This is a genomic window from Amycolatopsis magusensis, from assembly GCF_017875555.1.
Taxonomy (GTDB): Bacteria; Actinomycetota; Actinomycetes; order Mycobacteriales; family Pseudonocardiaceae; genus Amycolatopsis; species Amycolatopsis magusensis.
Window position 1 is genome coordinate 4649284 of sequence record NZ_JAGGMS010000001.1, and the last position, 13446, is coordinate 4662729.

General features: G+C 72.4%; 10 protein-coding genes. 4 read left to right on the forward strand and 6 right to left on the reverse strand.

All coding sequences use genetic code 11. The features are described from left to right. Window positions 1-218: 218 nt before the first annotated feature. Window positions 219-971: a FadR/GntR family transcriptional regulator gene (locus JOM49_RS20875; RefSeq protein ID WP_308158812.1), complete on the forward strand. Its 753-nt coding sequence runs from the start codon at window positions 219-221 to the stop codon at window positions 969-971. 13 nt (window positions 972-984) lie between these two features. Here the strand turns inward: JOM49_RS20875 and JOM49_RS20880 are convergent, their stop codons facing one another. Continuing rightward, the gene (locus JOM49_RS20880) at window positions 985-1743 is read right to left on the reverse strand and encodes a glycosyltransferase family protein (protein ID WP_209665943.1); all 759 of its coding nucleotides are present in this window, start codon (window positions 1741-1743) and stop codon (window positions 985-987) included. Window positions 1744-1884: 141 nt separating this feature from the next. On the opposite strand from JOM49_RS20880, the gene JOM49_RS20885 reads away from it, so the two are divergent. Next, the gene (locus JOM49_RS20885) at window positions 1885-3390 is read left to right on the forward strand and encodes a carboxylesterase/lipase family protein (protein ID WP_308158813.1); all 1506 of its coding nucleotides are present in this window, start codon (window positions 1885-1887) and stop codon (window positions 3388-3390) included. A gap of 16 nt (window positions 3391-3406) precedes the next feature. Next, window positions 3407-3736 (forward strand): Imm53 family immunity protein, encoded by a 330-nt coding sequence (locus JOM49_RS20890; protein ID WP_209665945.1) that lies wholly within the window; start codon window positions 3407-3409, stop codon window positions 3734-3736. On the opposite strand, the gene JOM49_RS20895 is transcribed toward JOM49_RS20890, so the two are convergent. Both JOM49_RS20895 and JOM49_RS20900 read right to left on the reverse strand, forming a co-directional pair. Beyond that, on the reverse strand, window positions 3703-4650 hold the full coding sequence (locus tag JOM49_RS20895) for a GlxA family transcriptional regulator (RefSeq protein ID WP_209665946.1): 948 nt from the start codon (window positions 4648-4650) through the stop codon (window positions 3703-3705). The two genes, JOM49_RS20890 and JOM49_RS20895, sit on opposite strands and share 34 nt — an antisense overlap. 81 nt (window positions 4651-4731) lie before the next feature. Next, a complete protein-coding gene (locus tag JOM49_RS20900) occupies window positions 4732-7050 on the reverse strand; it encodes a beta-L-arabinofuranosidase domain-containing protein (RefSeq protein ID WP_209665947.1) in 2319 nt (772 codons plus the stop codon). A gap of 389 nt (window positions 7051-7439) precedes the next feature. Here JOM49_RS20900 and JOM49_RS20905 point away from each other — a divergent pair, with 389 nt between their 5' ends. Further along, complete coding sequence (locus JOM49_RS20905) at window positions 7440-8195, forward strand: class I SAM-dependent methyltransferase (protein WP_209665948.1); 756 nt, start codon at window positions 7440-7442, stop codon at window positions 8193-8195. A gap of 30 nt (window positions 8196-8225) precedes the next feature. Here JOM49_RS20905 and JOM49_RS20910 read toward each other — a convergent pair whose 3' ends face one another. The 3 genes from JOM49_RS20910 to JOM49_RS20920 are packed head-to-tail and all read right to left on the reverse strand — an operon-like array spanning window position 8226 to window position 13395. Beyond that, entirely contained in the window at window positions 8226-10097 is a 1872-nt protein-coding gene (locus JOM49_RS20910; protein WP_209665949.1) for a YehQ family protein, read from the reverse strand. Then, window positions 10094-11197 carry a VWA domain-containing protein gene (locus tag JOM49_RS20915; RefSeq protein WP_209665950.1) on the reverse strand — a complete coding sequence of 368 codons (1104 nt, stop codon included), beginning with the start codon at window positions 11195-11197 and terminating at the stop codon, window positions 10094-10096. Before JOM49_RS20915 ends, JOM49_RS20910 begins: the two co-directional genes overlap by 4 nt. Window positions 11198-11208: 11 nt before the next feature. Continuing rightward, a complete protein-coding gene (locus JOM49_RS20920) occupies window positions 11209-13395 on the reverse strand; it encodes a DUF5682 family protein (protein ID WP_308158814.1) in 2187 nt (728 codons plus the stop codon). Window positions 13396-13446: the final 51 nt, after the last annotated feature.

Sequence of the window (13446 nt, forward strand, 5' to 3'; positions counted from 1 at the left end):
GACGGCACCCGCGGTGGACATGGCTCAGGTGTGGGCGGCTACTGGTGCCGGGAGCATGTGTACTGCTCATCTTCGGGAGCGGTTTTCGCCGGAAAACTCACCTTAGCCTGCTCGGTGCTCAGGCAGTCAAGGCCCAACCGGGGAATGAATCGTACTCATCTGTTCGGTTGTCCTGGATCCTTCGGCGTCGCACAAGGGGTCGGCCGTACGCTTCCAGGGTGACCCGCGACGAAGGAAACCAGGCCGTGACCGCGACCGAGGACGGGTACCGGCCTGGTTACGAGCTGGTGGCCGAGCAGATCCTGCGCCTGATCGCCGAGTCGGAACTGCGGCCGGGAGACCGGATGCCGACCGAGAACGAGCTGGCCGCCCGGCTGGGCACCAGCCGGAGCATGGTGCGCGAGGCGGTGAAGATCCTGTCGGCCATCGGGCGTGTGCGGGCCCAGAAGGGGCGTGGCCTCTACGTCGCCGATGACGAGGGCATGCTCGGTTCGTCGCGCTGGGGCGGGTTCTTTCTGCCGACCGACCTGGACCACGTGTACATGCTGTTCGAATTCCGGCGGGTTCAGGAAACCGCGGCCAGCCGCCTCGCCGCGACCCACGCCACCCCCGCCGAACTGCGGACGATGGCGGCGGCGGCCGAAACCTGCCGTCAGGGCCACGTGACCGGCGAAGCGGCGCTGTTCGACCGTGGTGACGAAGAGTTCCACCTCGCGATCGCGGCTGCCTCGCACAACCAGTTCCTGGTCGCCGCGGTGCGCGAGGCCCGCCGTCTGCAACACCAGTCCAACATCATCGGCATGCACGGCGCCGTCGGCGGGCACGCGCGGGAAGCCGTCCAGGAGCACGCCGCGATCCTGCGGGCGATCAAGGAGGGCGACCCGGAGACCGCCGCCCAGGCGACGGCCACCCACCTGGACAACACCCTCGAGGACTACCGGCACGAAATCCAGCGCCGCCTCTTCGGCTGACCCGGCACAGGAGTCAGTCGTCCGTGTGCTGTCTTTTCGGTGGAGCCCAAGCCCAGCCTGCCTGCCGCAGAGCGTCCGCGCGACGGCGGACGGCGGCGGATCGCGCGGCGGACTCCGCGTTGTGCCAGTAGCGGGATGAGGCCGTCGTCTGGGCGTCGTGCTTGCGGTACAGGAGGCTCGGCTCGGCGATGAACCAGCCATTCGAGACGGCTTCGGCCGCGAGCAGCAGACCGTCCGTTTCGCCGCCGGTGAGTGCCGGCCAGCCGCCCACTGCCCATACGAGATCGGTGTGCGCGGCGAACGTCACGGCCTGCACGGAAAGGCGTTGCCGACCGTGCTCACGGTAGAAGCGGCCCCTCTCCACCGGCCCGTCCTCGGGGTCGTACGGGCCTGGTTTCGTGGTCCCGTCGGGAAGCAGGTCGAGACACGCGGAGGTGCACCAGGCGACTCGCTCCAGTGTGCTGATGTCCCGCTGGAGGGCGCCGGGCAACAGGATGTCGTCCGCGTCGAGCGTGCGGATCAGCGGGCCGTCCGCTCGGGTGAGGGCCATCGTCCGGGCGACGCCGGCGCGTGCCGGTAGGCCGGTCCCGTAGGAGATGCGGGGGTCGGCGGGGAGCGTGGCCGGCGGTTCGCCGGTGTCCCCGTCCTCCTGGAGGCACCACCGCCAGTCCCAGCCCGGGGGGAGCTCCTGCTTGACCAGCGACTCGTAGGCGTCGCGAAGGTAGCGAGACCCTCCACTGTGGACGGCCGTGATGATGCTGATCACCGTCATGCTGCATGGCCTCCCCGGCACCGTCCCGCGCCAGTCTAATCCCGGCCATCGGTAAATGACTGGCCCCGCCCCGGTGCCGCGAGGAGGATCCGTCGCGTTCAGCCTGCTCGGCTCGGGAAGGAAGTCGCGATGATCGGTGGCGTGCCCCAGCCTGAAGTCCGCGCGGCGGGCGGGACCGTGCGCGGCAGCCGGGAGGCGGGCGTGGCGGTCTTCCGCGGCATCCCGTTCGCCGAGCCGCCGGTCGGCGCGCTGCGGTTCGCCGCGCCGCGGCCGGTCCGAGGCTGGGACGGGGTGCGGGAGGCCGTGACGTACGGCCCGCCGCCTCCGCAGGCCGGTGCGTTCGGCATGGACGCCCTGACGCAGGGCACGACGAGCGGTGACTGGCTGACGATCAACGTCTTCTCACCCGATCCCGGCGCGGGCGCGGGGCTGCCCGTCATGGTGTGGATCCAGGGCGGTGCCTACGCCATCGGTATGTCCGGCCTGCCGGAGTACGACGGTGGCCGCCTCGCGCGGGACGGTGGCGTCGTGGTGGTGACGTTCAACTACCGCGTGGGCATCGAGGGCTTCGCGCAGCTCGAGGGCGCGCCCGCCAATCGCGGGCTGCTCGACCAGGTCGCCGCCCTGGAATGGGTGCGCGACAACATCCGGGCCTTCGGCGGCGACCCCGGCCGGGTCACGGTCTTCGGCCAGTCGGCGGGCGGCGGTTCGGTCGCCGCTCTGCTGGCGATGCCGCGTGCGGCCGGGCTCTTCCGCCGGGCCGTCGCGCAGAGCGTGCCCGGCACCTTCTTCTCCCCGGCGCTCGCCGCCGACATCGCCACCGCCTTCGCCGCCGAACTGAAGCTGCGGCCCACGGTGGCCGACCTGTCCACTGTGGACCCGTTTCGGCTGCCCGCCGCCGGGGACGCGGTCACCGCCAAGATCGGCCAGTGGTCGGCGCGCTGGGGACAGGCCGCGCACCGAACGATCCCGTTCTCACCCGTCGTCGACGGTGAGGTCCTGCCCGTCACGCCGTGGCAGGCCTTGGCCGACGGTGCCGCCAGGGACATCGACCTGCTCGTCGGCCACACCCGCGACGAGCAGCGCCTGTTCACCGCGCTGGACGGCCTGCTCGGACAGGTGACAGCCGAGCAGGCGGCAACCGCCCTCGAAGCCCTCGCCCCGGACGGCGCCCGCCGCTACCGCGACGGCTTCCCGGCCGCGGGCCCGGACGAACTGTACGAACTGGTCAACTCGGACTGGCTGTTCCGCATGCCCACGCTCCATCTGGCCCACGCGCGGATCGCGGCTGGCGGGCGCGCCCACGTCTACGAGCTGACCTGGCCAGCCCCGGGCATGGGCGGCGTCCTCGGCGCCTGCCACGGCCTCGACGTGCCGCTGGTGTTCGGCAACCTGAGCAGCGGCCAGCCCGCTCTGCTGATCGGCGACGACGCCCTCACCGAAGCAGAAGCGCTGTCCACCCACCTGCGCGCCGCCTGGACCACCTTCGCCACCCACGGCAACCCCGGCTGGCCCGCCTACGACGCGCACCAACGCCTGACACACCTCTTCGACACCCGATCGACCGTCACCGCCTACCCGGAAGACACCTCACGCCTCATCTGGCAGGACCAGGACTTCACTATCCTGCCGCTGAACGACCGATAGCGCCCCGGAGTTGCTCGTGAGTGACGTGAGTCCTTTCCAGTTCCTGCAGGATTGGTATGCCGACCAGTGCAATGGCGACTGGGAGCACGAGTTCGGCATCAGGATGGGCACGCTGGACAACCCGGGATGGTGGTTCGAAGTCGACCTTGTGGATACCGACCTCGAGCAGCGTGTTCTGGCGAAGACCAGTGCAGAACCGGGGCCGGGGCGGTGGGTCTGGGCCGAGTCGGATGGGCAGAAGTTCAGCTCTTCCTGCGATCTGTCGTCCTTGGATGGTGCTCTCAGACTCTTTCGGGAGTTCGTCGAGTCCGGTCAGGCGGATGAGCGTCGGAAGGTTTTCCGGTAGGCGCCCGGGTTGACTCCCACGGTCTGGGTGAACTGGGTGCGGAAGTTGCTCGGCGACGGGAAACCGACCTGCGCCGCGATGCGGTCGACGGTGTGGTCGGTGATTTCGAGGAGTTCCTGCGCGTGCCGCACGCGGACGCCGGTGAGCCACTGGATCGGGCTCTGCCCGGTTTCCGCGTGGAAGTGCCGGGCGAGGGTGCGGCTGCTCATACCCGCCGCGGCCGCGATGTCCGCGAGGGTCAGCGGGCGGTGGGCGTTCTCCTCGATCCAGTTCAGCGCCTTCTCCAGCGTCGCGGTCTGGTAGGTGGGGCGGTTGCGGAGGATGTACTGCCCCTGCCCGCCGGTGCGCTGGAGGGGCGCGACGGCCAGGCGGGCCGCGTCCGCGGCGACCGCGACGCCGTAGTCGCGTTCGACGAGGTGCAGGCACATGTCCAGCCCGGCCGACGCACCCGCCGACGTCAGGATCTGCCCGTTGTCGGTGAACAACGCGTCCGCGTCGACGTGGACGGCGGGGTGGCGGCGGGCGAGTTCGCCGGTGGCGAGCCAGTGCGTGGTCGCCCGCTGCCCGTCGAGCAGGCCAGCCTCGGCGAGGATCAACGCGCCGACGCAGATCGACGCCACCCGCGTGCCCCTGGCCACGGCCGCCCGCAGGGCCTCCACGACCGCGGGCGGCGTCGGCCGGGCCGGGTCGTTGCGGCCGGGCACGACGACCAGGTCCGCCCGGTCCAGCTCGTCCAGCCCGGCATCGACGCCGATCCGCACCGCACCGGCGTCGACCACCGGCTCCGCGCCGGCCACGACGATCCGGTAACCCGGGCGCCCGTCCGGCAGCCGGACGCGGCCGAGCGTCTCCATCGGGGTGGCCAGATCGAACACGATCACATCGTCCAGCGCCAGCACCACAACCGTGTACATGCCCCGAAAGTACCCTCAGGGTGGCGTGGCGAGATATCGGTGTCTCATGTCCCGATAGCCAATGGTCGACAGCAGCACGTGCTAGCCGCTCGAGATGCGCCACCGGTTGTCGGCGGTTCCGTTGTCGGGGTCCTGAACCGCGAAAGCACCCGCACCGGTGGAGTTGTTCTCGATGCCGAGCAGCTTGCCGCTGTGCACGTTGCGGATCTTGTACGTCCCGTCGCCCTGGTCGAGCAGTGTCCACCGGTGATCGGCGGTGCCGTTGTCCGACCACTGCAGCACGTGCGCGTTGTCCGCGGTGGACATGTCCCGTACCCCGAGCACCTTGCCGCTGTGCGCGTTGCGGAAGCGGACCGCGTTCCCGTCGGCCACGACCTCCCAGTTGTGGTCCGCGGTGCCCGTGTCCTGCCACTGCAGCGCACGGCCACCGTCGGCCGTGGACATGTCCTGGATGCCCAGTACCAGGCCGCTGCCCACGTTGACGAGGCGGGAGGTGCCGCCGCCCTGGCCGCCGGTGTTCCAGTAGACGTTGTAGTTGTGGCCGTGGGCCTCGTGGAAGGGGCCGAGGTTGACGGTGGCGCCGTTCGCGGTGGCGGTGAAGGCGAGCGAGTTGCCGCCGGTCCTGGTGATCGAGGCGGTGTTCAGTACCGGCGGGGAGCTGAGCGAGGAGTTGCCGTAGTTCCCGGACAGCACCGTCGGGCCGTAGGTGATCGCGGCGAGGTTCGGGTTGTCGTTGGCCGGTTGCAGGATGACCCGCATCGGCAGGCGCAGGGTGACCGTGTCGCCGGAGGTCCACGAACGCGTCAAGGTGGCGTAACTGCCCGGGGTGGTGGCGATGTCCTGGACCGTGCCGTTGACGCTGATGGTGGCCCCGGTGGTCCAGCCGGGGATGCGGAGGCGCATCGCCCACGTCCCGCCGACGTTGCCGGTGACCTGGAGGTTCGTGGTGTCGCCGACCGGGTAGGACGTGGTCTGCGTGACCGTGATCCCGCGCTGGGACCAGGAGAGCACCGACGGCAGGAACAGGTTCACGATCAGCGTCGTGCCGCTGGAGAAGTAGACGGAGTCCATCAGCGCGGTGTGCATCTCCAGGCCCGTGCCCTGGCAGCACCAGAAGGAGTCGTAGTCGGTGCTCCAGGTGCCGCCGCCCCACGCCGGGCCGACGCCGCGGCGGCCGCCCGGGTTGAGTGAGGTGAAGTAGGTGACGTGCCCGTGGGCGTCGGCCGGGTTCTGCTGGCCGATCATCTGGTTCAGCCACGCCCGCTCGTAGTAGTCGAACAGCTGGGCCCGGGTCGGATCGAGGGTGAACAGTTCCCGGGTGAGCTTGAGCATGTTGAAGGTGTTGCAGCTTTCGCAGGTGTCCTTGGTGAGGTAGCCGGCGATGGCGTGGGGCGGCCGGAAGTGCTCGGCCTGGCTGTTGCCGCCGATGACGTAGGTGTGCGCGTTCACGCAGGTGTTCCAGGCGTTGCCGGCGATGTCGCGGTAGCGGGTGGTGCCGGTGGCCTTGTACTCCCGTGCGGCGCCGATCCACTTGGGGACCTGGGTGTTGGCGTGCAGGCCGTTGAGCTGGTCCTGGTTGGCGGCCAGTGGGTTGAACACCGCGGCGTGGTCGAACCGCTGGGCGGCGGTGAGCCACCGGGTGTCGCCGGTCTGCTGGTACAGGTCGGCCAGCACGGCGTTCATCCCGCCGAACTCCGTCTGCAGCATGGTCTGCATCTGCTGGCCGGTCAGCCTGCCGGTGCGCCAGTCGACCCACCCCGCCAGCCGCAGCAGCACGTCACGCGCCTGTGTGCTCTCCATGAGGCGCCACACGTCCAGCAGCCCGGCCAAGGTCTTGTGGATGCAGTAGTACGGCACGTTGCCGTTGTTCAGCGTCCGCGCCTCCAGCGCGCTGAAGTCGGACTCGGGGAAGCCGGAGAGGTACCCGGTGTTGAACCCGGCGGCGGCGTTGTTGGCCTGGCACTTGGCCAGCTCCGCCACCAGGTGGGCGGCCTTGTCGCGGCAGGTGGTGTCCCCGGTCACGGCGTAGACCTGCGCCCAGGCGGAGAGGAAGTGGCCCTGCATGTGGGTGCGGAAGGGGAACGACGGCGCGTCCCAGCCGCCGTTGGCCGCGGCGCCGTTGGTGGAGAGCCGGTGGTTGGCCCGGAAGTTGTACAGCAGCCGGTTGACGTCGACGAATCGCAGGTAGTTCACGGTGCGGTTCTGGTTGTCGAGCCACCGGCTCGCGGTCAGCCGCACCTCGCCGAACTGGAAGGGGTGCGCGGACACCCCGAGGTCCGGCCGGACCGGGGCGATCGCCGCGTGGGCCGTCGAGCCGCCGAACTGGTATCCCGCGGCGGAGGCGACCGCGGCCGCCCCGGTGACCTGCAGGAGCCGCCGCCGGTTGAACGAGGAAGACATCCCGCACCCCTTCGGTGTCGAGCACAGTTTCGCGCCGACGCTCGGTCCACTGTGGACCCGCGCCGGTCGCCTTCGTCGGAAGCCTGCCACAGGCGGGAGTGTTGGCGCTAACATGACAACCCGTTTGCCGACCTGATCCGGGCACCCGTACCGCTGGAACGCCGTCCCGCTTGCCCCATCCGGCCGATCCCCGGCCCCGGCCGGGCGGGTGTCGCCGGAAAAACGTTCGCCGATCCGGGGTGGCGCTGCTAGCGTCGGAGGTCCGCGAACATGGAGGAAGCCATGGCTGCCCGGAACTTCTCACCGGGCCACCGCCGTGAGGCCGGCTGAGGCCTCCGGACGCCCGGTGTCATCGCCCCAGAAGCCGATGCACCGCGAGGAGCTTTCTCATGTCCGAAAACCCATCGTCCACCTGGTACGTGGATTTCTTCACCGAACTGCCCAACGAGTTCTGGCGGCGGGCCGTGCCGCCGGAGGTCACCGTCGAGGAGATCGACTTCGTCGAGGAACGCCTCGGCCTGGCGCCACGCTCACGGGTCCTGGACGTGCCGTGCGGTAGCGGGCGGCACAGTCTCGAACTCGCCCGGCGTGGGCACCGGGTGACCGGTGTCGACTTGTCCGCCGAAGCGATCGAGTACGCCCGGCGCGCTGCCGCCGGTCTCGATGTCGAGTTCGTCCAAGCCGATATGCGGGAAATCCCGCGAGACGCGGGGTTCGACGCCGTGCTGTGCCTCGGCAACAGCTTCGGCTACCTCGAACTCGACGGCCTGCGGGAGTTCGCCGCCGCGCTGGGCGGGGCTGTCCGGCCCGGGGGAGGGCTGGTCGTCGACTTCGGCTCGGCGGCCGAGTCGGTCCTGCCCGGCTACCGGGCCGAGCCGCGGACCATGCGGACCGGCGACATCACCGTCCTCGCGAGCAGCGAGTACGACGTCGCCGGAAGCCGGATGTTCAGCCGCTACCGGTTCACCCGCGGCGAGGAAGAGGTCGACGTGACCGCGATCCACCACGTGTACACGGTGGCGCAGCTCGTCGACCTGCTGTCCGGCAACGGATTCACCGACGTCGAGCTGTTCGGCGGCCCGGACGGCGAAGCCTACGACATCGGGAGCGGGCGGCTCCTGCTCACCGCACGCCGACTGTCCTGAGTGGACGCAGAGTCATCAGGGGAACCGGCCTCAGTGCAGCTCGTTCGCCGTGAGCAGGCGGATTTCGGCGCGTAGCCAGGCAGCGGGGTCCGCCGGTGCGGCGCCCCACGCCTGGACGACCTCGGCGCAGCGGGTCAGGCCCGTGCGGGTCAGGGCGGCGGCGACCGGGGTGGTCCTGGCCGGGAAGGTGGGCGGCAGGCGGGTCAGGCCGCGGTGTGCGGCTTCGGCGAGCAGGGTCAGCGCGCCTTCGATCGCGGCGGCGGGCTGGCCCGGCTGGACCGGGCCGTCGGCAGGGGGGACGGCGCCGGTCGCGGCCGCCAGGTCGGGCACGACCACGCCGTCCGCGGTGCGCACGGCGAAGGGTTCGACGACCAGCCCGCCGCCCGCCCGCCGGATGGCGCCGCACACCTCGACCGGCTCCGCGGCCAGTGCCTCGGCCAGGGCGTCGAGGGCGCCGGGGGCGGCGGTGCGGTGGGCGAGGCTGACCGTCGCCTCCGCACCGCCGGGGTCCACGACGATCGCGTCGAGGCGCTGGGCGCCCGCGAGGTAGCGGACCTGCCGGACCTCGGCCACCGGCACCACCCGGACCAGTTCGGCCGCGACCCTCGGCCGGACCACCCGCGGTGGCAGGCCGGTCAGCTGGGCCAGTGCCTCGGTGACTGACGGGCGCAGCGGGGACGGCAGCCCGGCCCACGATTCGCCCACCGGGCTGACCGTCGTGCGGGCCAGCCTGCCCGCGCCGAACCGCACCACCCGGCCCGCGCTGCGCACCGCCGCCTCGCTGACCACGTTGCCCGCGGCGAGCGCCGCCAGCGTGGTGCCCGCGAGCCTGCGAGAGCCGATCGACCCGGTGCCCGGAGTCCAGCGGTGCCGCACCGCCAGCACCGTCTCCGTTCCGGGATGGGCGAGGAAGATCTCCGCGGTGTCGTTGCCGTCCTCGTGACCCACGCGGCAGCCCAGCGCCACCAGGCGCACCTGCCGCAGCGGCGTCTCCGCGGGCTCGTCGGTGCCCAGCACCCGCGCCGGTGCCCGCGCGCCGGAGTGGTGGCGGGCGTGGAGTTCGGCGATCAGTTCCGCGACGCGCGCCGGTTCGTGCCGGGCGGATCGCGTGCCGTAGGCGGTCAGCTGCTCGACCAGCTCCGCCAGCGCCGCGGCGGGCCAGCGCAGGTTCGCCCGCTCGCACGCCGCCTGCTCGCGGCGCAGCGCGGCGACCAGCACCTCGTCGGCCGACACGACCCCGGTGCGCAGCAACTCACCCGCGGCCGCCGCGAAACCGGCCGTCGCCACGGCCGCGGGCCGGTCCGCGCTGCGCGCGAGTTCGACGGTCACGTCGGGATCCGCGGGCGCCTGCGCGTCGGCCTGCCGGAACGCCCACACGGCGACCACGACGAGTACGTCCCTCGCCTCCGCGCGGGCGTCGCAGTCGACGAAACCCAGCTCGCCGGGCACCAGGAAACGCACGGTGGCCGACGGGGTCTCCACGGTCATGGCCTGCCTGCGCACCCGTGCGGTGAGCCCGCCGCTGACCACGCGCCGGGCCGCGGTCAGGGTGCGGGCGCCGAACTGGGCCGTCAGGTCCTCGTCGGTCACCGACCCCGGCCACCCCGGGACCTCCTCGGCCGGCGCCGGGGCGGCGGCGTGGTCACGCTGGTAGGCGAGCACGGCGCCGACGCGGTGCCGGCACACCCCCGGCGCGCCGCACGTGCAGCTCGCCGAGTCCAGGCCCTGGCCGGGCGGCAGCACCACCCGCGTGCCGTCGGCGAACACCGCCTCGACCGTGCCGTCCTCGGCCGAGGTGACCGGCGGGATGTCGTCGAGGTCGCGGGTCGCGCGTTTGACCAGGCCCCGGTTCGCGAGGGTGACGAGCGCGTCGGTGGTCAGCGCGAGCAGGTCCGCCCTCACCGGCCGATCCTTTCCGCCACGAACTCCGCGAGGTGGCCCGGCGTCATCGCGCCCACGTGCGCGCCCGCGTCGGCCAGCCGCTGGCCGAGTGCCCGGTCGTAGTCGGGATTCGCGTCCTCGTCGAGGGCCGCGAGGCACAGCACGTGCGTGCCCTGCCCGGCCAGCCCGCGCACCGTGCGCACCAGCGCCCCCTCGTCGCCGCCCTCGTAGAAGTCGGACACGATCGCGACGATCGCCCGCCGAGGCGCGTCCACCAGGCCGGCGCCGTAACCGACCGCGCGCGCGATGTCCGTGCCGCCGCCGAGCTGCACCTTCATCAGCAGCTCCACCGGGTCGGTCACCTCCGAGGTCAGGTCGACCACGTTCGTGTCGAACGCGACGAGGTGGGTGCGCAGGCCGGGCACGCCCCACAGGCAGGCGGCGGTCACCGCGGCGTGGATCACCGAGGAAACCATCGAGCCGGACTGGTCCACCAGCAGCACCAGCTGCCACGGCTGGGTGTGCCGCCGCCCGCGCGAGGTGAACCGGGGTTTCTCGATCAGCAGGCGCTTCGAGGCGGGCTGGTAGTGCGCGAGGTTGGCCCGCACGGTGCCCCGGAAGTCGAAGTCGCGTGCCTGCCGGAAGTTGCTCGGCCTGCGCAGCCGCGTGCCGGTCAGGCCGCGCTTCACCTCGGTCGCCATCCGGGCCATCAGCTCGCGGACCACCTCGGCCACGATGCGCCGCGCCAGCGTGAGCACTTCGGGGTTCATCAGGTGCTTGGTGCGCAGGACGGCCCGCAGCAGCGCCGGGTTCGGCTCGACCCGCGCCAGCACTTCCGGGTCGGTGACGATCTCGTGGATGTCGTAGCGCTCGACCGCGTCGCGCTCCAGCCGCTCGACGGTTTCCTTGGGGAACAAGCGGTGCACGTCGTCGAGCCAGTCGACCGGCGTGAGGCTCGAATCCCCGCTCCCGCCGCCGCGTACCCCGCGTTCGGCCAGTTCCGGGTCGCGGCCGTACAGCCACGACAACGCGGCGTCCATGGCCGCGGCCTCGCCGTCGAGCCCGGTCATGCCCGCCGCCGGTGCGCCGAGCACCAGCCGCCAGCGCTCCAGGTCGCCCATCGGTCCGTCGTTCACAGGTCCGCCAGTCCCGCCCTCGTGAGCATCTCGTCGATCGCCTCCTCGATGGCCGCGCCCCCGGCCACCAGCACCGGGTCGGCCCGCACCCGCAGCAGCCCGCGCCCGGAACCCTCGCCGCCGTGCCGCGCCACGAGCGCGGTCGCGAACCGCTCCCGTTCGGCGGGTGGGAAGAACTCGAACGCCTGCCGCAGCGCGGGAAGCGCGACCAGGAACTCGTGTGCGCTCAACGCGCGCACGAGTTCGTCGAGCACCGAGGTGAGCCCGCCGTCGTCGAGCACCTCCTCGCGCGCCACCGCGAACAGCCCGGCGAGCCAGTCGCCGAGCACGGCGGGTGCGCGGGGCACGGCGTCGCTCGGGGTCACCGCCGCGCCCAGTGCCCAGCACAGGCCCAGCCCGGCACCACGCAGGTCCGGCGGAGCGTCCTGGTTCGCGACGAGCCTGCCGCCGACCCCGATCGCGCTCTCCACGTCGAGGCCGAGCGCGGCGCCACCGTCGCGGACCGCGTCCCGGACCGCCGCGAGCGCACGCAAGCGGGCCGGTTCGGCGGGGACGTCCCCGCCGCGGATGCCCTCGGCCAGCCACAGCGCCCGCGTGGTCGCGGTGGTGACCACCGTGCCCAGCAGCGCGCTGCCCGCGGTGCCGAGCAGCCGGTCGTGGCGCCACAGCCCGAGCGCGACCCGCAGCGCGGCGCCGAGCGGACCCAGTTCCCGCGCCGACGCCACCCCGTCCGCGACCCGGGTGGTGAGGTCACCGGCGAGGTCGGCGAGGCCGCACAGTGCCGCGTCGTAGAGCAGCCCGGCGAGGGAGCCCACCTCGTTCCGGCGGTCGGCCCGGTCCGCGAGCGTGCCGGCGGCGGCGTCGGGCAGGGTGCCGCCACGGGCCGCCGCCTCGATCAGCGCGGGCTCGCGCTGGTCGGAAGTGGTGAGCTGCCAGCGTTCGGCGGCCGTCGTGTCCCCGCCCGACTTCCGTTCCACGCCAGGGACCCGGAGCACGCGCAGCCGGTGCAGGACACGGCTGCGCCGCAGATCGGTCGAGTCGGTGAGGTCGAGGCGGACGTCCCGGCTGCCGTCGAGGTCCAGCGCGGTCAGCTCCGCGGCGACCGCGCCGACCAGCGGCGGTGCCGGGGTGTCCGGGTGCAGGCGGCCGGTGCGGTCGCCGGTGAGCGCGGCGACCATCTCCACGACCACCGGGTGCGCGCCGGGCTGCAGCGGACCGCGGGCCGACCACGGCAACGGCTGCTCCAGCGCGTCCGACACGAGCGCGCTCACCAGCCCGTCCAGCACGTCCGTGCGGGCCGGGTGGGGGTGCCCGCGCAGTGTCGCGAGGCCCTCGGCCAGCGCTTTCGCCGAGATCAAGTCCGCTGTGGACACCGGTTGTCTGCGCGCCCGCAGCCGGGTCACCACGTCGGCCACCAGCCCGGCCGCCGCCTCCCGCGGCCCGGATTCCCAGAGACGCTGGTAGTAACCGGGGGAGGGCATGCCGGAGGCGTAGCCGGTGAACGCGTCGAGCCTGCGGTTCGAGTACGGCACCAGGTAGCTGCCGGTTTCGGTGCCTTCCGGTACATCCGGGACGGTTGGCCACTCCGGAATGGTGTCCCCATCAGCGTTCGCGAGTCGCGCCACCAGTGCCGGGCGGTGGAACCCGCCGACCACCACCACGACCGGGCCGTCGTCCCGGGCGGCCGCGGCGGCGACCCACCGTGCCATGTACTCCTCGCGAGCGGTGTCCTCCGCTCCCGCGTCCGCCTCGCCGCGCACGAGGTCGAAGTACGCGTTGAGCCGCTCCGCCAGCCCTTCGTACGGGTGCGCCTCCACCAGGTGGTCCCACAGCACGTCGACGTTGTCCACCGAAAGCGCGCGGCACAGCCGTTCCGTGGCGTCGGCGTACCGGCGTTCCGCGTCGGCGTAGACGTTCTCCGTGTCGGCCGCCCGCCAGCCGGGCAGGTCGATGAACCGCACCTGCGCGCCCGCGGCCCGGCCCTCGGTGAGCGCGATCCACTCGGGGGAGTAGTCGCAGAACGGCGCCCACGACAGCCGGGTGCGGGCGGCGTCGCGCACGTAGCTGAAGATCGCGAGCGGCGGCGTGTGCGCGAGCAGCAGCTCACCGATGCGGCCGGTGAAGTCGGCCGGTCCCTCGACCAGCACGTGCGCGGGCCGGTGCGCGGCGATCGTCTCGCGCACCAGCCGAGCGCACGCCGGGCTGTGGTGACGGACCCCGACTATGTGGACGTC

What these genes read in the sequence shown, in the direction of transcription:
- JOM49_RS20880 (WP_209665943.1), bottom strand. Translation starts at nt 1,743, where the DNA reads ATGACGGTGATCAGCATCATCACGGCCGTCCACAGTGGAGGGTCTCGC.
- JOM49_RS20895 (WP_209665946.1), bottom strand. Translation starts at nt 4,650, where the DNA reads ATGTACACGGTTGTGGTGCTGGCGCTGGACGATGTGATCGTGTTCGAT.
- JOM49_RS20900 (WP_209665947.1), bottom strand. Translation starts at nt 7,050, where the DNA reads ATGTCTTCCTCGTTCAACCGGCGGCGGCTCCTGCAGGTCACCGGGGCG.
- JOM49_RS20905 (WP_209665948.1), top strand. Translation starts at nt 7,440, where the DNA reads ATGTCCGAAAACCCATCGTCCACCTGGTACGTGGATTTCTTCACCGAA.
- JOM49_RS20915 (WP_209665950.1), bottom strand. Translation starts at nt 11,197, where the DNA reads ATGGGCGACCTGGAGCGCTGGCGGCTGGTGCTCGGCGCACCGGCGGCG.